Source organism: Curtobacterium sp. 9128, from assembly GCF_007673775.1.
Lineage (GTDB): Bacteria > Actinomycetota > Actinomycetes > Actinomycetales > Microbacteriaceae > Curtobacterium.
Genome location: NZ_VEAF01000005.1, coordinates 395,149 through 414,307, shown reverse-complemented (window position 1 = coordinate 414,307; position 19,159 = coordinate 395,149). Strand labels below are relative to the sequence as shown.

General features: G+C 71.0%; 22 protein-coding genes and 1 riboswitch. Of the genes, 12 read left to right on the top strand and 10 right to left on the bottom strand.

Features of this window, described 5'->3' with window-relative positions; all coding sequences use genetic code 11:
- Positions 1–163 precede the first annotated feature (163 nt).
- The gene (locus tag FS641_RS13365) at positions 164–829 is read right to left on the bottom strand and encodes an exonuclease domain-containing protein (protein WP_260855822.1); all 666 of its coding nucleotides are present in this window, start codon (positions 827–829) and stop codon (positions 164–166) included.
- 39 nt (positions 830–868) lie between these two features.
- On the opposite strand from FS641_RS13365, the gene FS641_RS13360 reads away from it, so the two are divergent.
- The 4 genes from FS641_RS13360 to FS641_RS13345 are packed head-to-tail and all read left to right on the top strand — an operon-like array spanning position 869 to position 3,355.
- Positions 869–1,411 (top strand): hypothetical protein, encoded by a 543-nt coding sequence (locus FS641_RS13360; protein ID WP_144764554.1) that lies wholly within the window; start codon positions 869–871, stop codon positions 1,409–1,411.
- A gap of 11 nt (positions 1,412–1,422) precedes the next feature.
- Positions 1,423–2,496, top strand: a complete 1,074-nt coding sequence (ychF, locus tag FS641_RS13355) for a redox-regulated ATPase YchF (protein ID WP_144764552.1) — start codon at positions 1,423–1,425, stop codon at positions 2,494–2,496.
- 19 nt (positions 2,497–2,515) lie between these two features.
- Positions 2,516–2,875: a hypothetical protein gene (locus FS641_RS13350; protein WP_144764550.1), complete on the top strand. Its 360-nt coding sequence runs from the start codon at positions 2,516–2,518 to the stop codon at positions 2,873–2,875.
- An 18-nt stretch (positions 2,876–2,893) separates the two neighbouring features.
- Complete coding sequence (locus FS641_RS13345) at positions 2,894–3,355, top strand: phage tail protein (protein ID WP_144764548.1); 462 nt, start codon at positions 2,894–2,896, stop codon at positions 3,353–3,355.
- A 3-nt stretch (positions 3,356–3,358) separates the two neighbouring features.
- On the opposite strand, the gene map is transcribed toward FS641_RS13345, so the two are convergent.
- A complete protein-coding gene (gene map / locus FS641_RS13340; RefSeq protein WP_144764546.1) occupies positions 3,359–4,129 on the bottom strand; it encodes a type I methionyl aminopeptidase in 771 nt (256 codons plus the stop codon).
- A 33-nt stretch (positions 4,130–4,162) separates the two neighbouring features.
- Here map and FS641_RS13335 point away from each other — a divergent pair, with 33 nt between their 5' ends.
- On the top strand, positions 4,163–4,435 hold the full coding sequence (locus FS641_RS13335; protein WP_144764544.1) for a helix-turn-helix domain-containing protein: 273 nt from the start codon (positions 4,163–4,165) through the stop codon (positions 4,433–4,435).
- A 117-nt stretch (positions 4,436–4,552) separates the two neighbouring features.
- Positions 4,553–4,894: a hypothetical protein gene (locus tag FS641_RS13330; RefSeq protein ID WP_144764542.1), complete on the top strand. Its 342-nt coding sequence runs from the start codon at positions 4,553–4,555 to the stop codon at positions 4,892–4,894.
- 166 nt (positions 4,895–5,060) lie between these two features.
- Here the strand turns inward: FS641_RS13330 and FS641_RS13325 are convergent, their stop codons facing one another.
- Together FS641_RS13325 and FS641_RS13320 are read right to left on the bottom strand one after the other, a co-directional pair.
- A complete protein-coding gene (locus FS641_RS13325; RefSeq protein ID WP_144764540.1) occupies positions 5,061–5,348 on the bottom strand; it encodes a hypothetical protein in 288 nt (95 codons plus the stop codon).
- Between the two features lie 407 nt (positions 5,349–5,755).
- The gene (locus tag FS641_RS13320) at positions 5,756–6,532 is read right to left on the bottom strand and encodes an isocitrate lyase/phosphoenolpyruvate mutase family protein (RefSeq protein ID WP_144764538.1); all 777 of its coding nucleotides are present in this window, start codon (positions 6,530–6,532) and stop codon (positions 5,756–5,758) included.
- Positions 6,533–6,641: 109 nt separating this feature from the next.
- On the opposite strand from FS641_RS13320, the gene FS641_RS13315 reads away from it, so the two are divergent.
- Positions 6,642–7,829 (top strand): MalY/PatB family protein, encoded by a 1,188-nt coding sequence (locus FS641_RS13315; protein WP_222122094.1) that lies wholly within the window; start codon positions 6,642–6,644, stop codon positions 7,827–7,829.
- A gap of 136 nt (positions 7,830–7,965) precedes the next feature.
- Here FS641_RS13315 and FS641_RS13310 read toward each other — a convergent pair whose 3' ends face one another.
- Both FS641_RS13310 and FS641_RS13305 read right to left on the bottom strand, forming a co-directional pair.
- Positions 7,966–8,169, bottom strand: coding sequence for a hypothetical protein (locus FS641_RS13310; protein ID WP_144764534.1), 204 nt, complete (start codon positions 8,167–8,169; stop codon positions 7,966–7,968).
- Between the two features lie 17 nt (positions 8,170–8,186).
- Positions 8,187–8,675: a GNAT family N-acetyltransferase gene (locus FS641_RS13305; RefSeq protein WP_144764532.1), complete on the bottom strand. Its 489-nt coding sequence runs from the start codon at positions 8,673–8,675 to the stop codon at positions 8,187–8,189.
- A 68-nt stretch (positions 8,676–8,743) separates the two neighbouring features.
- Between FS641_RS13305 and FS641_RS13300 the strand changes: the two genes are divergently transcribed.
- Complete coding sequence (locus FS641_RS13300) at positions 8,744–9,622, top strand: LysR substrate-binding domain-containing protein (protein ID WP_144764530.1); 879 nt, start codon at positions 8,744–8,746, stop codon at positions 9,620–9,622.
- Positions 9,623–9,736: 114 nt separating this feature from the next.
- On the opposite strand, the gene FS641_RS13295 is transcribed toward FS641_RS13300, so the two are convergent.
- The 4 genes from FS641_RS13295 to FS641_RS13280 all read right to left on the bottom strand — a co-directional run bounded on the left by FS641_RS13295 (position 9,737) and on the right by FS641_RS13280 (position 11,760).
- The gene (locus FS641_RS13295) at positions 9,737–9,991 is read right to left on the bottom strand and encodes a hypothetical protein (RefSeq protein WP_144764528.1); all 255 of its coding nucleotides are present in this window, start codon (positions 9,989–9,991) and stop codon (positions 9,737–9,739) included.
- On the bottom strand, positions 9,988–10,470 hold the full coding sequence (locus FS641_RS13290; protein ID WP_186317754.1) for an FBP domain-containing protein: 483 nt from the start codon (positions 10,468–10,470) through the stop codon (positions 9,988–9,990). The genes FS641_RS13295 and FS641_RS13290 overlap by 4 nt, the downstream gene beginning before the upstream one ends.
- 44 nt (positions 10,471–10,514) lie before the next feature.
- Complete coding sequence (locus FS641_RS13285; protein ID WP_144764524.1) at positions 10,515–11,252, bottom strand: M56 family metallopeptidase; 738 nt, start codon at positions 11,250–11,252, stop codon at positions 10,515–10,517.
- Between the two features lie 133 nt (positions 11,253–11,385).
- Positions 11,386–11,760: a BlaI/MecI/CopY family transcriptional regulator gene (locus FS641_RS13280; protein WP_144764522.1), complete on the bottom strand. Its 375-nt coding sequence runs from the start codon at positions 11,758–11,760 to the stop codon at positions 11,386–11,388.
- Between the two features lie 100 nt (positions 11,761–11,860).
- Positions 11,861–11,966: riboswitch (glycine riboswitch) on the top strand.
- A gap of 188 nt (positions 11,967–12,154) precedes the next feature.
- Here FS641_RS13280 and gcvT point away from each other — a divergent pair.
- The 4 genes from gcvT to FS641_RS13260 all read left to right on the top strand — a co-directional run bounded on the left by gcvT (position 12,155) and on the right by FS641_RS13260 (position 18,969).
- A complete protein-coding gene (gcvT, locus tag FS641_RS13275; protein ID WP_144764520.1) occupies positions 12,155–13,276 on the top strand; it encodes a glycine cleavage system aminomethyltransferase GcvT in 1,122 nt (373 codons plus the stop codon).
- A gap of 5 nt (positions 13,277–13,281) precedes the next feature.
- Complete coding sequence (gcvH, locus tag FS641_RS13270) at positions 13,282–13,659, top strand: glycine cleavage system protein GcvH (RefSeq protein WP_144764518.1); 378 nt, start codon at positions 13,282–13,284, stop codon at positions 13,657–13,659.
- Positions 13,656–16,586: an aminomethyl-transferring glycine dehydrogenase gene (gene gcvP / locus FS641_RS13265; protein WP_144764516.1), complete on the top strand. Its 2,931-nt coding sequence runs from the start codon at positions 13,656–13,658 to the stop codon at positions 16,584–16,586. Before gcvH ends, gcvP begins: the two co-directional genes overlap by 4 nt.
- A gap of 748 nt (positions 16,587–17,334) precedes the next feature.
- Entirely contained in the window at positions 17,335–18,969 is a 1,635-nt protein-coding gene (locus FS641_RS13260) for an ABC transporter substrate-binding protein (protein ID WP_186317753.1), read from the top strand.
- The last annotated feature ends 190 nt before the right edge of the window (positions 18,970–19,159 follow it).

Sequence of the window (19,159 nt, the reverse complement as noted above, 5' to 3'; positions counted from 1 at the left end):
GAGCGGGCGGGCCCGACTCCGGGCCGGGTTTGTCGTGACAATACCACCGGGCTGGAGCCGCACCACCGGCCGAGTCGGAGCAGCACGACGGCCGGGTCGGAGCGGCACCACCGCTCGGCCGGACCGACCCGAGCGCTCTGCCGACGCGCTCAGTCAGCCACGGTCAGTCCGCGAAGATCATCGGGCGGTTCGACAGCCGCGGCTGGTTCGCCGCCTTCGGCTTCTCCGCCCGCACCTGCACCGGGGTGATCGTCACGCGGGTGGCGGCACCGAGGGCCTCCACCGTGTCGGCGTCGTGCCGACCGGCGGCGTGCACGACGATCGCCGCGCAGGCCTCCGCGTCGGCGGCGGCGTCGTGGTGCTGGAAGCCCTCGAACCCGGCGGCCATCGCGGCGACCGGGAGCCGGTAGGAGTCGAGCGTGTAGGTCCGGCGCGCGACCTGCAGGGAGCACATCGAGTGGTGCTCGGAGAGCTCGATGCCCGTTGCGGAGCACCCGCCGGCGATCACGCCCATGTCGAACCGCGCGTTGTGCGCCACCAGGACGTCCCCGTCGGCGAACGCCACGATGTCGGGGTACTGCTGCTCCCACGACTTCGCGTGCACGACGTCCTCGGCGACGATGCCGTGGATGCGCGTGTTCCACTCGAGGAAGGCGTCGTGTCCGAGCGGCGGACGGATGAACCACGACGCTCGCTCGACGACCCTGCCGGCCCGGACCTTGACCAGGCCGACGGAGCACGCACTGGCAGGCGAGCTGTTCGCGGTCTCGAAGTCGATCGCGGTGAAGTTCAACGGCACGGCATCGATCGTCGCACGGAGTGCCGACATCGTCGGAACCCACCCCGGCGTTGCGGCTAGCGTCGAGCCATGGGGAACGGAACCGACCGGCGACCGCTCGTGCTGCTCCTGCAGGGCGCCGGGTACGGGCAGCAGGCACCGCTGCTGTGGTGGTCACGACGCATCGCGCTCGACGCTGGGTGCGAGGTGGTCGCGCCGACGTGGGTCGTCGACGACACGGCCGGGCGGGCCCCGGTGCCGTTCGTGGAGGCAGCGGTCACCGCCGCGCTCGAGCACCGGTTGCCGGACCTGGTCGTCGCGAAGTCGTTCGGGTGCGCCGCCCTGCCATGGGCGGTCCGCAACGGGGTGCGCGGGGTCTGGCTGACACCGGTGCTCACCGACGCCGACGTCGCCGCCGCGTTGGCGGCGGCTCCGGCCACGGACGTGGCGACGGGAGGCTCGGAGGACACCATGTGGCGGCCGGACCTGGTCTCGGGGACCGCTGCGAGCCTCCAGACCGTTGCCGGGGCCGACCACGGACTGCAGGTGGCCGGCGACTGGCGTGGTTCCCTGCGGGTGCAGGCCGAGGTCCTCGAGACGGTCGCGGCGGCCGTCGGGGCGCTCCACCGTTAGGCTCTACTCCCGTGGCTCTCACCATCGGAATCGTCGGTCTCCCCAACGTCGGCAAGTCGACGCTGTTCAACGCGCTGACCAAGAACCAGGTCCTGGCCGCGAACTACCCGTTCGCGACGATCGAGCCGAACGTGGGCGTGGTCAACCTGCCGGACTCGCGGCTCGACCAGCTCGCCGAGCTCTTCCACTCGGAGAAGACCGTGCCCGCGCCGGTGTCGTTCGTCGACATCGCCGGCATCGTCAAGGGCGCCAGCGAGGGGGAGGGGCTCGGGAACAAGTTCCTCGCGAACATCCGTGAAGCCGACGCCATCGCGCAGGTCGTCCGCGGGTTCGCCGACGACGACGTCGTGCACGTGGCGAACAAGGTCTCGCCGTCCGACGACCTCGAGGTCATCAACACCGAGCTGATCCTCGCCGACATCGAGACCATCGACAAGGCGCTCCCGCGGTACGAGAAGATGCTCAAGCTCAAGCAGGCCGAGCCGATCGTGCTCGCCACCGCGCAGGAAGCGCGCGCCGCGCTCGAGCAGGGCACGCTCCTCTCCGCGACCTCGATCGACCTGTCGCCGATCGCCGAGCTCGGGCTCCTCAGCGCCAAGCCGTTCATCTTCGTCTTCAACGTCGACGAGGCGATCCTCATCGACGACGCACGCAAGGCCGAGCTCGCCGCGCTCGTCGCCCCCGCCCAGGCCGTCTTCCTCGACGCCAAGATCGAGTCCGAGCTCATCGACCTCGACCCCGAGGACGCCGCCGAGCTCCTCGAGTCGACGGGGCAGACCGAATCCGGCCTCGACCAGCTCGCGCGCATCGGGTTCGACACCCTCGGGCTGCAGACCTACCTGACGGCCGGGCCGAAGGAAGCGCGCGCGTGGACGATCGGCAAGGGGTGGAAGGCTCCCCAGGCGGCCGGCGTGATCCACACCGACTTCGAGAAGGGCTTCATCAAGGCCGAGGTCATCTCGTTCGAGGACCTGATGGCGGCTGGCTCGATCGCCGAGGCCCGTGCGCACGGCAAGGCCCGGATCGAGGGCAAGGACTACGTCATGCAGGACGGCGACGTGGTGGAGTTCCGCTTCAACAACTGACGCACCGACAGGGGGCCCGATGAGCCAGCAGTTCGTGTTCTGGCGGACCGAGGCGAGCCTCGACTCCGCCGACGTCTACGAGCGCCTGATGCAGGGCGACGACGTGGACGGTCTCGAGCCGATCGACCCCGACGCCGCCGAGGCGGCCCTCGTCGCCGCGTTCCCGGACTGGGCCGTCGAGGTACGCCGCGCCGACGTGCCCGAGCAGACCATGCTCGGGTTCGAGGACACGATGGGGATCGACGTCGGGTACCGCGCGCAGTGCGTGACGGTCACCTGCTACGGCATGGGGGAGTCCGAGTGGAACGTCGTGATCAGCACGATGGCCGACCTGGGGTACCCGCTCTACGATCCGCAGATCTCCTACCGGTTCAACTGACCGCAGTACCGTGACCCCATGACCCACACAGTCGACTTCGTCGACGTCTCCACGACCGGGCTCGAGTCCTCCCCGGTGGCCGAGACGCTCGCCGGCCTCCGCGCGAACGAGGCCCGGTACTACAAGAACAAGTACGACCACGTCTTCGTGACGAGCACGCCCGACGAGGCTCCCGAGGTGCTCGACCTCGTCACGAAGGTGCTGCACGACGAGCGGGGCATCGTGATCGCGTCGCCCCCGCTCGAGGTCAGCGGCTTCGAGGTCGACGGGCTCCGGATGTCGTACGTCTTCTCCGAATCAGGCCTGGCGATCAACCTGATGTACGCGATCGAGGACGGCGGCAAGCGGGCCGTCGGCTTCAAGCTCTCGATGGGCATGGACGTCCCCGAGGAGCTGTCGTCGTTCAAGTTCGCTCGGCAGCGGTCGAAGCTCGCTGGGGAGATCCGCGGGTCGTACTTCGTCGTCAAGGGCCGGTACTGAGCATCACCCCCGCAGTGTGAGCACCTCGGCACCGTCCTCGGTGATCGCGATGGTGTGCTCGCTGTGGGCCGTCCGCGCGCCGGTGGCGCTGCGCAGTGTCCACCCGTCGGGGTCGGTCACGAGGACGTCGGTGTCGGCCATCACCCACGGCTCGAGCGCGAGCAGGAGGCCCGGCCGCAGCGGGTAGCCCCGACCCGGGCGGCCGTCGTTCGACACGTGGGGGTCCTGGTGCATGGTCGACCCGACGCCGTGGCCGCCGAACTCCATGTTGATCGGGTAGCCGGCCTCGTGCAGGACCGTGCCGATCGCGTGGGAGAGGTCGCCGATCCGCGCTCCGGGCCGGGCGGCCGCGATGCCGGCCGCGAGTGCGCGTTCGGTCGCGTCGATCATCGCGAGGTCGTCGGGGTCGGCCGACGTTCCGACGACGAAGCTCACCGCGGAGTCCGCGACGACCCCGTCGAGCGACAGCGCGAGGTCGAGCGTCAGCAGGTCGCCGTCCTGCAGGACCTGGTCGTGGGGGAGCCCGTGCAGCACGGCGTCGTTCACGGCCGTGCAGATCCAGTGGCCGAACGGTCCTCGGCCGAACGACGGCGCGTAGTCGACGTAGCTCGACACCGCCCCGGCGTCGCGGATCATCGCCTCGGCCCACCGGTCGATGTCGAGCAGGTTCGTCCCCACCGTCGTGCGGCCCTGCAGGGTGTGCAGGATCCGTCCGACGAGGGCGCCCGCTGCCCGTGCCCGGGGGAGTTCGGTCGGGGTGAGGATCTCGATCATGCCGATGACTGTACCGGTATTAGTATTGGTGGCATGGTCCGCCTCCCGCTCACCCCTGCCGACGTCGAACGTGGACAGCGGCTCGGCGCACTGCTCCGCCGTGCCCGAGGCGACCGGTCCATGCTCCGGACCGCCCTCGACGCCGGCCTCTCCCCGGAGACGCTGCGGAAGATCGAGACCGGCCGGGTCGCGACGCCGGCGTTCCCCACGATCGCGGCGATCGCCGACGTGCTCGGACTGTCCCTCGACGAGGTCTGGGCCGAGATCAGCGCCAGCGATCCTGCGCGGGGACGCATCGCCTCCTGAGACCGGAACCGCGCGTTCCTCCACAGGCGCGCGGTCCGGCTCCGTCATCCACCGAACGCATCCCCACGGCGGACGCGGAACCGCCGGTGCCTAGCGTGCAGTGAGGAGGTGGGGCGCGTGAAGTACATCAACTACGACGGCAGCATCATCATGACGGGCGACCTGATCGCAGAGGCGCTCGCGGACTACGCGGCGGTCCTCGGCGCGAACGGCCGGACCGACGCCGTCCATGTCCCCGCGGTGGCCGAGGACGGATCGATCGAGACGGCCGTCCTCCTGGTCGGCCCCGCGAGCGAACTCGTGCTGACGGCTGCCCCCGACGACGAACTCGAGTACGAGGACCCGGACTTCATCCGGCGACTCCGCGACTCGGCGCGGCTGGCCGGTCCTGTCGCTCCGCTCAACGCCGACGGTCGGACGCCGTTCGCCGGCGCCGACGCGCCCACGACGACGTCCTGACGGTGCCGAAGCGCTCACGACGACGTGCTGACTGTGCCGAGGGGCGCGTGACAGCATCCTGACGCGGCCCTGACGCCCCTCCCGTGAACGACGGAACGCCGCCGGAGATCCGGCGGCGTTCCGCATGTGGTGGTCCGGGTGCGACGACCCGGACAGGAGGCTCGGCTCAGGCTGCGAGCGCGAGCTCCGACCGGCGGACGGTCGCCGCCTGCAGGATGGTGCGGCTCGACTCGCCGAGCCAGGAGCGCCCGGGGACGGTCCAGCCGGCCTCGCCGTCGACCTCGACACGGGTGCCGGGGGTGACGAACAGGTCGAGCTCGTCCGCGCGGACGCGGACGACGTACTCCCGCTGCGTGCCGTCGTCCCGGACAGGGAACTCGGCGATGCGGTCGGGGGACACGACGGGTGCCGCGGTCGCGGTCCCGGTGATGATGATGCGTTCGTTGCTGGTCATGGTGGTTCTTTCTCGTCTTCTGGCGAGCCCACGGGGCGGTCCGACGGACGACTGAGTCGCATCGGTCGCGTGTGGTGGGCACGCGCACGCCGGCATTCGACGTGCTGTTCGACCTGGCCCGGTCGACGTGGTCGATCCAGGAGGGCGAACGATGGTCTCGTGGGAATGCGACTCGGGTGAGTCGGTGTCGAGACGGTTCGGTGTGCGCGAGTCAGATGGGTTCGCTGCAGTGCACCAAGGAAGAACAGTACCGTACTTCCGATCGTTCGTCCACTCCCCGCCGTTGGGCGCTCGCCGCGACGGACTGGAGGCCCGTGGCGGATCCGCCACGGGCCTCCAGTCCGTCTTCCGGCACGTCTCGACGACGAGTGCGCACGCGCCCGCGTGTGCACTCGTCGTCCGCGCGCTCAGTTGAGGGCGGGCGTGTCCTCCGGGATGACGCCGCCGCCGTACAGGTCGCTCGCGAGGTCGCGAAGCGCCCGGAGCGCGACGCGCTGCGTGAGCGGACCGTAGGAGATGCGCGCGACCCCGAGTGCCTCGTACTCGGCGGCAGGCAGCGCACCCGGCAGACCGATCACGCTGAGCTTCCCGCGGCCGAGCCCGGCCACGAGGCGCTCGACCACGTCGCGCTGGATCGCCCCGGGGACGAAGACGAGCGGGGCTCCGACGTCGAGGAAGGCCTTCCCGCGGGCGATGGCGTCCTCGATGCTCTCGTCGAGGGGGCGGTCACCGCCCCGGGCGATGGCGTCGGTGCGGGCGTTGAGCTGGAAGGGCACGCCCTCGGCCTCGGCGGCGCGCATGATCGCAGCGACGCGCGCGACGGACTCGTCGAACGGGCGGAGCCGGTCCTCGACGTTCGCGCCGACCACGCCGAAGCCGATCGCGCGTCGGATCGTCTCGGCCGGGTCCTCGTAGCCGTCGTCGAGGTCCGCGGTGACGGGCAGGTCGACGGCCTCGGCGACGATCCGCGCGCCCTGCAGGGCCAGGTCGAGGGACATCCCGCCGTCCTCGTGGCCGTAGGACGCGGCGATCGAGTGCCCCGCCGTCGCGATCGCCCGGGTCTCGGGCAGGGCGGCGACGGTCTTCGCACTGATCGCGTCCCACACGTTGACGACGCGGAGGATCTCGGGGGCTTCGTGCAGGTCCTTGAGGGTGGTCGCCTTGTCGGCGGTGCTCGTGGTCATGCTGCCGACACTAGGCGCGAGTGCCCGAGCCCGGTTCCGGTTCCGGCGCGTGCGACGCGAGATGACGGGCGGACTCGCACCGCGCCCGGTCCCGGTGCATCCTGGACGCATGGCGTACGAGGAGGAGGACCCGATCGGCACGCTCCGCGGGGTCCGCACGAGCATCAAGTGGACGCGGTACGCGCCCGACGTGCTGCCCCTGTTCGTCGCCGAGATGGACCACGCGGTCGCGCCGGAGATCCGGCAGGCGCTGGTCGAGCGGGTGCAGCAGTCCGACCTGGGGTACCTGGACGGCCCCGGCCCGCTGGCACCGGCGTTCGCGCACTTCGCACGGGAGCGCTGGGGGTGGGACGTCGACCCCGCCCGCGTGTACCTGGCGACCGACGTCAGCGTCGGGATCGTCGAGACCCTGCGCCTGGCGCTGCCCGACGGCGGACGCGTCGCGATCACCCCGCCGGTGTACCCGCCGTTCTTCGAACTGGTCGAGGAAGCCCGATGTCAGGTGGCGGAGGTGCCGCTCACCGAGCAGTGGGGCGTCTACCGGCTCGACCTCGACGGGCTCGAGCGGGCGTTCGCCGACGGTGTCCGCGTGTTCCTGCTCTGCAATCCACACAACCCGATCGGGCTCGTCCACGACCGTGCCGACCTCGAGGCGCTGGCGGTCCTGGCCGCCCGCTACGACGTGCTCGTCATCAGCGACGAGATCCACGCGCCGCTGACCCACCCCGGCGTGCAGTTCACCCCGTTCGCCGCGATCGCGTCCCAGGCCGGCGCACGGAGCGTCTGCGTGACGAGCGCGAGCAAGGGCTGGAACCTCGCCGGTGTGAAGTGCTCGGTCATCGTCGCCGGCGACGACCGGACCGCCGCACTCCTCGACACGCTCTGGGAGGAGGTCGCCTGTCGGACGAGCATCCTCGGGCTGCACGCGAACCTGGCGGCGTTCTCGCTCGCCGTGGGGTGGCTCGACGACGTCATCGACCGGATCGTGGCGAACGACCGGCTGCTCGCGAAGCTCCTCGCCGAGCACCTGCCCGGCGTGGTCTACTCGCGGCCGCGTGCCGGGTACCTTGCGTGGCTGGACTTCCGGGGGATCGGCCTCGGGGACGACCCCGCCGTGCAGCTCCGGGAGCACGCGTTCGTGGCGCTGAACTCCGGCGTGCCGTTCGGGTCCGAGGGGCGCGGCTTCGCGCGGATCAACCTCGCCTGCTCACCGGACACGCTGCGCGAGGCAGTGCTGCGGATCGCGGCGGCGTACCCGTCCAGCACGCAGGAGGGCGTGGTGTGGCACGTCGCCTGACGGCGGACGGCGGACAGCACGTCGTCTGACCGCGGACCGCTTGCAGCACGCCGCCTGACGGTGGACCGCACACAGCACGTCGCCTGACCGCGGACCGCTTGCAGCACGCCGCCTGACGGCGTCGCGCCGGCGCCGCTCAGTCGTCGAGGTACTGGTTCCGCCCGACGACACGGACGGACAGGTCGACCTCGCTCGAGGGCATCTCCTCGGTCATCGCGATCCACTCGCGGGCGACGAACCCGACGGATCCCCAGCGGGGGACCTCGGTCACGAGGAACCCGTCGATGAACACCTGCCACATGCCCTTGTCACGGACGGCCTGGACCTCGTGCGTCGCCATGCCGCGAGCGTAGCGGCTCAGCCCAGGTCGAGCGCCATGTGGACGTCGGCGCGGGCGTACGGGCTGGGCTCGACCTCGTCGGGCCCGAGGTGTCGGAAGCCGGTCGTCTCGTACAGGTGCACGGCGCTCGCCAGACCGCTGTTGCTCTCGAGCACGACCCGGCGGGCCCCGAGCGATCGCGCACGGTCGATCGCGGTCTCGATGAGCCGGCGTCCGGTGCCGTGCCCCTGGTGGTCCGTGGCGACCGCCATCTTGACGAGCTCGAACACCCCGGGTGCCACGGGTGCGAGGCCGACGCAGCCGACGACGGTGCCGTCGGTCAACCGGGCGACGAGTACGACGCCGCCGGGTTCGACGATGCGCCCGACGGGGTCGCCGAGGTACTTGCGGTCCTCGTCCTCGAGGGCGAAGAACCGGGTGATCCACGCCTCGTTGAGGACCCGGAACGCCTCCGCGTCGGCGGGGGTGGCGAGGTCGGCGATGGTGACTGCGGCGGTGTCGGACATGGATCCATGTTCGGTCCTCGGATCAGGAGAGTCCAATACTCGTTCGTGCTGATCGATACGCTGGATGCATGGATCACGACGTCGATCTCCGGCAGCTCCGCGCGTTCCTCGCGGTTGCCGACGCGCTGCACTTCGGGCGGGCCGCCGCGGCGCTCCACGTCGCACAGCCCGCGCTCTCGCAGCAGATTCGACGGACCGAACGCGCGCTCGGCGTCGACCTGTTCGAGCGGACGTCGCGGAGCGTCGCGCTCACCCCGGCGGGGCTCGTGCTCCGGGGTCGCGCACGGTCGCTCCTGGCCCAGGTCGAGCGGGACCTCGACGAGACGGTGCAGGTCGGTCGCGGCGAGGCCGGTCGACTCGACGTCGGCTTCGTGGTGTCGGCGTTGCCGCTCGGCCCGATCGAGCGCGTCCAGCGGTTCCGTCAGCGGTACCCGCGCGTGCGCGTCGAGCTGACCGAGGGGTACACCTCGCGGCTGCTCGCCCGGATCGTGCGGGGCGAGCTCGACCTCGCGATCGTGCGCGACCCGGACCCGACCGACGGGGTACGGACGTCGCGGTTCCGGAGCGAGCGTTTCGTGGCTGCTGTCCCGCGGGGCCACCGGTTCGCGGACCGCGGGGAGATCGACGGGACGGAACTCGTCGACGACCCGTTCGTGTTCTTCCCCGCCGAGGCCGGCGCCGTCGCCACCGAACGGAACCTCGCACCCGTCGTGCACGACGGGAAGCGCCCGACCGTCGTGCAGGAGGCGACGACCTGGGCCACCGTCCTGCACCTGGTCGGTGTGGGCCTCGGCGTGACCGTCGCCCCCGCGAGCGCGACGCTCGCCGCACCGGAGACGGTCGCCCTGCTCCCGTTGACGAGCGACCACCGGAGCGAGCTGCACTGGGCCTCGCGCACGGACGACGACCGCGAGATCCTGCGGAACTTCATCGCCGCCGCGGACTGACCGACGGACGGCCAGAGACGCCGTCCGTCGCACTGCCCGCGACCCGAACCGGGGAGCGAGCGCGCGCCGGACCGGCCGCACCACCGGACCGGTCACGTCACCCGACAGGCCGCGCTACCCGACCGGCAGCACCGGCGCGCGCTGGTCGCCGAGCTCGTCGACGTGCCACGGCCGCGATCCGCGCAGCGCGAGCCCGAGCTGCGTCAGGACGAACGTCACGTGCGGCTCCACGTCGGGCTCCCACGGCCCCTCGACGCCCATCCCGAAGGCGCCGAGCTCGTCGTCCGCCTCGTCACGCAGGGTGAGCCGCCACCGGCCGTCGCCTTGTTCCTCGACCACGACCCAGCGTGCCGTCGGGAACCGGCTCACGCGGTCTTCATGATGTCGGCCGTGAAGTTCTGCACGCGCTGCAGCAGGGCCTCGCCCCGCATGGCGATCGTCGCCGGCGGGTTCAGGTGCGGGGGCGCGGTCCGGATGAGCATCGAGCAGCCGAGGTCCTCGCAGATGTACGACCCGATCGTGTTGCCGTTGCGGCCGGATTCACCGGCACGCGCGGCCGAGAACAGGCGCACCTGGGTCGCCGGCTGCGGCGAGTGGCAGAACGAGCACATCGCGGCGATCCCGGGACGAAGCGACCCACCCGCTGACCGTACGACGATCCCCACGGGGGCGTCGTCGATCCAGGACACGATGTAGCCCCGGCGCGCGGCCTGCGGGTCACGCCAGCCGAGGAACTCACGCTCGTCCCAGAGCATCTCGTGCAGCCCCGGGATCGGGAGCTGCGCGAGTTCGTCCGGGGTGGCGTTGACGAACGACGAACGGATGTCTGCTTCGGTCAGTGGCTTCACGGTGCTTGCCACCTTATTCCTCGCCGCCGACAGACCGGAACGGGCTACCCCAGACGGGAGGCCCGGATCACCGCGAGCGCGCTCGTCGCGTCCGCCACCAGCACGGCACGCCGCACCGCGTCGCGTCCGACCCGGCGCGCGGCCGCGTCGTCGGCCGCGAACTCGACGAGGACGCGCGTCGAGCGCGCCATGGCGCGCGCTCCGGGGATCCACGGGACCGCGCGCTCGATCGACTCGGCGACCGCGACGGCCGCCGTGTGGTGCTGCTGCAGGTGCGCGCGTTCGTGGGCGACCACGGCCTCCAGTTCGTCCGTCCGCAACCGGTCCGCGAGACCGGAGCTGACCAGGACGCCCCCGCTGCGGCCCGGGACGGCGCAGGCGAGCGCGTGCTCCGCCTCCACCACCGCGACGAGGGTGCCGTCGATCTCGCGGTGCGGGGCGACGCCGGACCGGAGCGCCTGCCGGACCGCCTGCTGGTCGGAGCCGGGACGGACCCGGACGGCGATGACGAAGGCGAGCACGGCGAGCAGGGCGACCCCGAGGTTCAGCCCGTGCGTGGGCGACGTGCCGAGGCCGAAGGGGTCGGTGAGCGAACGGTCCTCGAGGACCAGCAGGGCGATGCCCACGACGAAGCCGACCACGCCGAGCAGGACGGCCGCCGACCAGCACACCAGGGCGGTGCGCGGACGGTCGATCGTCCACGCCGATCGGGTCAGCACGCGTGGTGCGCCGACGACGACCGCGAGGGCGAGGACGACGAGGACGACTCCGGCGATCACCACGGCGCGGTCGCCTGTTCTCCCGCGGGCGCGGTCTGCTGTGCTCCCGCGGGCGCGGTCTGCTGTGCTCCCGCGGGCGCGGTCCGCTGTTCTCCCGCCGACACGGTCAGCTGCTCTCCCGCCGGCACGGTCACGGTCAGGAGCGGGCGCGCGCCTCGAGTGCGCGGCGCAGGACGTCGAGGTCGTCGGCGGCGAGCGACCCGGTGAACTGGAGGAGCGCTGCCTCGCGGTCGGCGGCGGCGGCCAGGGCGGTCGACATCAGCGAGGCGGTCTGTTCCTCGCGGCTGTTCGTCGCACGGAAGGTGAGGGGCGCGTCGGCGTGCTGCTGCCGTTCGACCGCACCCTTGCGTCCGAGCCGGTCGAGCACGGTGAGGACGGTCGTCAGTGCCGGTCGCGGCTCGGGGAACACGTCGAGGACCTGGCGCGCCGTCAGGCCCGCGTCGGCGGACCAGAGCGCATCGAGCACCGCCTGCTCGAGGTGCCCCCTGGGGCGCTGCCGCTGTCCTGCCACGCGCCCACTCTACGAGATGTCGAACCCGGCTCGGAACGGTTCACATGCCCGTAACGCGATCTCGCTACACTCGTCGCGGACAACAGAACATCGAGGCCGACCACCCGCCGCGGGAGACGTCGCCGCACCGCCGAAGCCGGCGGTGACGCGACACCGAAGGAGCATCCTCCCCGTCAATCTCTCAGGTCCAACACCGCAGCGGACAGGCCACTCTGAAAAGCAGTCGTGCCGTCGCCCTCCGGGTCCGGACCGGCTCGCCCACGGTGAAAGCCGCCGGACCTCACGGGCCGCGGTGAAACTCTCAGGCCCATGACAGAGGGGGAGTTCCGACCCGGCGATCGTCGACGGGTCATGCCCGACGCACGTCGGGCCCTGCACGCCAGGAGAACTCCGCATGTCAGACCCCTCGTCCCTGCGTTCGTCCCCGCTCGAGGCAGCGCACGACGCCGCCGGCGCGGCCTTCACCGACTTCGCCGGGTACCGCATGCCCGTGCGCTACTCGTCCGACCTCGCCGAGCACCACGCCGTCCGCCAGGCCGCCGGGGTGTTCGACCTGTCGCACATGGCCGAGATCGGTGTCGCAGGCCCCGACGCGGTGGCGTTCCTCGACCACGCGCTCGCCGGGGCGTTCGGTGCGATGACCGTCGGCCGCGCGAAGTACTCGCTCCTGCTCGCCGAGTCCGGCGGCATCCTCGACGACCTCGTCGTGTACCGCACCGACGAGGACACCTACCTGGTCGTGGCCAACGCCGCGAACCGGGACGTCGCGGTCGCGGCGCTGCAGTCACGTGCGGAGGGGTTCGACGTCCAGGTCAGCGACGACTCCGACACCACCGCGCTCGTCGCGATCCAGGGCCCGGCGGCCGCCGGCACGCTCGACGAGCTCGTCGTCGAGGACCGCCTGCAGCCGGAGACCCCGCTCGACGAACTCCGCTACTACCGCGCACTGCACGCCACCTTCGACGGCTCGGCGGTCCTCGTCGCGCGCACCGGGTACACGGGCGAAGACGGCTTCGAGATCTACAGCGACCCCGACGTCGCCCCGGTGATCTGGGACGCGCTGCTCGAGGCCGGGGCAGCGCGTGGCGTGGTGCCCGCGGGGCTCGCCGCCCGGGACACCCTGCGCCTCGAGGCCGGGATGCCCCTCTACGGCCACGAGCTCACCGTCGACACCCGTCCCGCGCAGGCCGGACTCGGCCGCGTGGTCGCTGCCGACGGCACCTTCGTCGGTTCGACCGGCGTGCAGCCGGCCGACGACGCACCCGTGCTCGTCGGGCTCGTGATGGAGGGCCGCCGCGCCGCCCGGGCCGGGTACCCCGTCCTGCACGACGGCGTGACGGTCGGCACGGTCACCTCCGGCGCGCTCTCCCCGACGCTCGGACACCCGGTCGCGATGGCCTTCGTCGCCCCGTCGGCCGCCGCCGAGGGACAGGTCCTCCACATCGACGTCCGCGGTACGGCCATCCCCGCAACCGTCACCCCGTTCCCCTTCTACCGCCGCCCTTCGAAAGGCTGATCCCCATGACCGACCAGAGCGCACTGCAGTACACCAAGGACCACGAGTGGCTGCTCGTCGAGGGTGACGTCGTCACCGTCGGCATCACCGACCACGCCGCCGAACAGCTCGGCGACGTCGTCTACGTCGAGCTCCCGGCCGTCGGCACCGCCACCACCGCGGGCGACCAGCTCGGCGAGATCGAGTCGACCAAGAGCGTCGGCGAGCTCTTCGCCCCGATCGAGGGCGAGGTCGTCGAGGTCAACGACGCCGTCGTCGACGCCCCGGACACCATCAACCAGGACCCGTTCGGCGCCGGCTGGCTCGTCAAGATCAAGGTGGAGGGGACCGACTTCCCCGAGGACCTCATGGACCACGACACGTACCGGGCGTCCCTCGCATGACCGACATCGCGCAGCACCTCCAGACCTCGTTCGCCGACCGGCACATCGGCACGACCCCGGCCGACCAGCAGGTCATGCTCGACGCCGTCGGGCAGCCGTCCCTCGACGCCCTCGTCCGTGCGGCCATCCCGGCGTCGATCCACGCCGACCCCGTGCAGTCGTCGACGATCCCCGCGGCCGTCGGGGAGACCGAAGCGCTCGCCGAACTCCGCGCGATCGCGGCGCAGAACACGGTGCGCCGGTCGATGATCGGCCTCGGCTACTACGGCACCCACACCCCGGCCGTCATCCAGCGGAACGTCCTCGAGAACCCGAGCTGGTACACCGCGTACACGCCGTACCAGCCGGAGATCTCCCAGGGCCGGTTGGAGGCCCTGATCAACTTCCAGACGATGGTGTCCGACCTCACCGGCATGGCCACCGCCGGCGCCTCGATGCTCGACGAGGGCACCGCGGTGGTCGAGGGCATGCTCCTCGCCCGTCGTGCATCCAAGGTCAAGGGCGACGCGTTCCTCGTGGACGCCGACCTGCTGCCGCAGACCCGTGCGCTCCTGGACCACCGTGCCGACGCCGTGGGGATCACCCTGCGCGAGTTCGACGCCGCCGACGGCCCGAGCGACGACCAGCTCGACGGTGCGTTCGGCGTCGTCCTGCAGTACCCCGGTGCGTCCGGCCGCGTCCTCGACCCGAGCACGACGATCGAGCGCGTGCACGCCGGTGGCGGCATCGCCGTCGTCGCGGCCGACCTGCTCGCGATGACCCTGCTCGCCAGCCCCGGCGACCTCGGCGCCGACGTCGCCGTCGGCACCTCGCAGCGCTTCGGCGTGCCGCTCGGGTTCGGCGGACCGCACGCCGGTTACCTGGCGGTCCGGGCCGGCCTCGAACGACAGCTCCCCGGACGGCTCGTCGGGGTCTCCTTCGACGCCGCCGGCGGCATGGCGTACCGGCTCAGCCTGCAGACACGTGAGCAGCACATCCGCCGCGAGAAGGCGACGTCGAACATCTGCACGGCGCAGGTGCTCCTCGCCGTGATGGCCTCGATGTACGCGGTCTACCACGGCCCCGAGGGACTGCGCTTCATCGCCAGCCGCGTCGCGCGGACCGCGACGGCGCTCGCCGACGCCGCACGCACGGCCGGGGTCGAGGTCGTGCACACGGACGTCTTCGACACGCTCACGCTCCGCGCCCCCGGTCGCGCCGACGCCCTCGTGGCGTCCGCGTACCAAGCGGGCTACCTGCTGCACGGCCTCGACGCGGACACCGTCCTGGTCTCCGTCGACGAGACGACCACGCCCGACGACGTCCGCGTGCTCGCCGGTCTGCTGGCCGACGGCTCCGAACCCGACCAGCGTGCGGTCGAGACGGCCGTGGCCGACGCGGCCCCGAGCCTCCCGGCCGGGCTGCTGCGGCAGAGTGAGTACCTGACCCACCCCGTGTTCAGCGCGCACCGCAGCGAGACCCGGATGATGCGCTACCTGAAGCACCTCGCCGACAAGGACTACGCGCTCGATCGCGGCATGATCCCGCTCGGCAGCTGCACCATGAAGCTCAACGCAGCGACCGAGATGGCCGCGGTGACCTGGCCGGAGTTCGCGAACGTGCACCCGTTCGCCCCGCGCGCCGACGTCGAGGGCTACCTGTCGATGATCAGCGACCTCGAGACCTGGCTCGCCGAGGTCACCGGGTACGACACCGTGTCCGTGCAGCCGAACGCCGGCAGCCAGGGTGAGCTCGCCGGGCTCCTCGCGATCCGCGGGTACCACCGGTCCCGCGGGGACGACGCCCGCTCGGTCTGCCTGATCCCGTCGAGCGCACACGGCACGAACGCCGCGTCCGCAGTGCTCGCCGGCATGCGGGTCGTCGTGGTCGCGTGCGACGAGGACGGCAACGTCGACCTCGCGGACCTGCGCGCCCGGGTCGCCGAGCACCGCGACACCCTCGCCGCGCTGATGATCACGTACCCGTCGACGCACGGCGTGTACGAGCACGACATCCGCGACGTCTGCGAGGCCGTGCACGAGGCAGGCGGCCAGGTGTACGTCGACGGGGCGAACCTCAACGCGCTGCTCGGCCACGCCCGCTTCGGCGACTTCGGCGGGGACGTCTCGCACCTCAACCTGCACAAGACGTTCTGCATCCCGCACGGTGGCGGCGGGCCCGGGGTGGGACCCGTCGCGGCGAAGGCGCACCTCGCGCCGTTCCTGCCGGGGCACCCCTTCGCCCAGGACGACGACCGTCGTCCGGGCTCGACCTCGGGGTCGGACGCCGCCGGTCGTCTCGCCCACGCGGGTGGTCCGGTGTCCGCGGCGCCCTACGGCAGCCCGAGCATCCTGCCCATCACGTGGTCCTACGTCCGCATGATGGGCGTCGAGGGGCTCACCCGGGCCACCGAGACCGCCGTGCTCGGGGCCAACTACATCGCCGCGCGCCTGCGTGACGCGTTCCCGGTGCTCTACACGGGGGAGTCGGGGCTCGTCGCCCACGAGTGCATCCTCGACCTCCGGCCGCTCCGCGACGCCACGGGCATCACCGTGGACGACGTCGCGAAGCGTCTCGTCGACTACGGGTTCCACGCACCGACGATGTCGTTCCCGGTCGCGGGGACGCTCATGGTCGAGCCGACCGAGAGCGAGGACCTGGCCGAACTCGACCGGTTCGTCGACGCCATGCTCGCCATCCGTGCCGAGGCGGACGCCGTCGAGCGCGGGGAGTGGCCGGCGGACGACAACCCCCTCGTCGGAGCGCCGCACACGGCCGCGTCGGTGATCTCGGGGGAGTGGACGCACGCCTACACGCGGGAGCAGGCCGTGTACCCGCTGCCCGGCATCGTCGGGCGGAAGTACTGGCCGCCGGTGCGACGCATCGACCAGGCGTACGGGGACCGCAACCTGGTGTGCGCGTGCCCGCCGGTGGAGGCGTTCGCGTAACCCTGCCCTGCAGCGCCCTGACGCGGCCCCGGAGCTCTGTGCTCCGGGGCCGTCGTCGTGTGCGGGGCGGAGTCGGGTGCGGGGTTGGGCGCGCGGCGGCGGGTGCGCGGCGGCGGGACGGGGTCGGGCGCGGGGCGTCGGGCGCGGGTTCGAGGGGCGCTGGTTTGACGGGGTGTCGACTCGGAACGACACGGTCGCTGTCGTACGACGACCACGGCGTCGCTCGTTGCGGACGCACGCAGTTGCGGCCGCGCACAGCGACACAGTCGATGTCGCACGACAACGACGCTGTCGTTCCGAGTCAGGCTCCTGCCGCCCGCCCGCCCGCCCCGCCCGGCCTACCCGACCACCCGTCCCGACCACCCGCCCCGCCAGTGGAGCGATCCCACGCCCCGCGCGGTGGATCCTTGCGTCCAGGCGCCACACAGCCCATCCTTGGCCGCCCATGCCCGATGCCCCCCGAAACGCGGACACACGCGTGATGACACGACCCCCGAAGAGGTGGCACACTGCACGGAAGCAGTTCCCTCACGCAACGAACCTGATGCAGATGCAACAAAAACGCACGGTTCGCGGTACGACGCGCGTATCTTGCAGCACCTCGCAAGGATCGTGCAAGTTGGTTACCAGCGTGTAACCGTTCGTTCCAGGGTTTGGCGGGTTTCCGACCCACTGCCTACAGTGCAAAGGTCAAACGCGCCTGGCGACACCTCTGTGCTCGGCGCGTCCCATGCACCAGGAGGAACTCTTGATCAAGAAGCGCGCTGGGCTCGCAGCCCTCGCCGTGCTCGGGGCCACAGCAATCGCCCTGGCCGGCTGCTCCAGCAACGGAGGCAGCGGCAGCAAGGACTCGGGCTCCGGCTCGACGAACGCGAGCGGCATCGTCACCACCAACGGCAGCGAGCCCCAGAACCCGCTCATCCCGTCGAACACCACCGAGACCGGTGGTGGCAAGATCATCAACTCGATCTTCGAGGGGCTCCGCTCCTACGACGAGAACGGCAAGCCCGTCAACGAGATCGCGAAGAGCATCACGACTGACGACTCGAAGACGTTCGACATCAAGCTCAACACGGGCTGGACGTTCACCAACGGTGAGAAGATCACCGCTGAGTCCTTCACGAAGGCGTGGAACTGGGCGGCGCAGAAGTCGAACGCCCAGGGCGCGAGCTACTACTTCGAGAACATCGAGGGCTACAACGCCGACGCCGACTCGGACCTCACCGGTCTCAAGGTCGTCAGCGACGACGAGTTCACGGTGACCCTGAAGGCCGCCCAGTCGGACTTCCCGCTGTCGCTCGGCTACTCGGCCTTCGTGCCGCTGCCGTCGTCGTTCTACGACGACCCCAAGTCGTTCGGTGAAGACCCGATCGGCAACGGTCCGTACAAGCTCGCCAGCAAGAACGCCTGGACGCACAACACGGACATCAAGCTCGTCACCAACAAGGACTACGAGGGCAAGCGCAAGCCGAAGAACGGTGGTCTGACGATCACGTTCTACACCTCGCAGGACACCGCGTACTCCGACGCGCAGGGTGGCAACCTCGACATCCTCGACGCCGTCCCGGACAGCGCGTTCGCGAACTACAAGTCGGACTTCCCCGACTCGAACGTGAACAAGCCGGCGGCGATCTTCCAGGGCATCTACCTGCCCTACTACCTCGACCACTGGAAGGGCGAGGAGGGCAAGCTCCGTCGTGAGGCGGTGTCGATGTCCATCAACCGCAAGCAGATCACCTCGAAGATCTTCGACGGCACCCGCACCCCGGCCAAGGACTTCACCTCCCCGGTGATCGACGGCTGGAACGGCGACCTCAAGGGCTCTGACGTCCTCGAGTACAACAAGTCGCAGGCCAAGAAGCTCTGGGCCGAGGCCGACAAGATCTCGCCGTACAACGACACCCTCACCATCTCGTACAACGCCGACGGCGGGCACGAGGCGTGGGTGACCGCGGTCGCGAACAGCATCTCGAACACGCTGGGCATCAAGGCCGAGGGCAAGGCGTACCCGACCTTCCAGGAGGCGCTGGACGTCCAGACGAGCGACAAGCTCACCGGCGCGAGCCGTACCGGTTGGCAGGCCGACTACCCGTCGCTGTACAACTTCCTCGGCCCGACCATGGGTGACGGTTCGTCGAACAACTACTCGCGCTACGACTCGGCCGAGTACAACGACCTGCTCAAGCAGGGTCAGGCCGCCGACAGCGTCCAGGCCGGCAACAAGATCTTCGACCAGGCCCAGGAGCTGCTGCTCCAGGACCTGCCGGAGATCCCGCTCTGGTACTCGAACGTGACCGGTGTGTGGTCCGCTGACAACGTGTCGAACGTCAAGTTCGGCTGGGACTCGGTGCCGCTCTACTACGACGTCGAGGTCAAGAAGTAACGAGCTGATCGCAGGTATCCTGCATCAGCAGCAACACCACCGGACGGGGGTTCGGGGACGACCAGTCCCCGGGCCCCCGTACCGCGGCGGCAACACCCTCCCCCCACGACCCAAGCGGGCGCCGCCTCCCGCGCCGGGCAGCCGTGTCAACTCACGCGACGTCCACCCACGACGAAATGACTGTGATCCA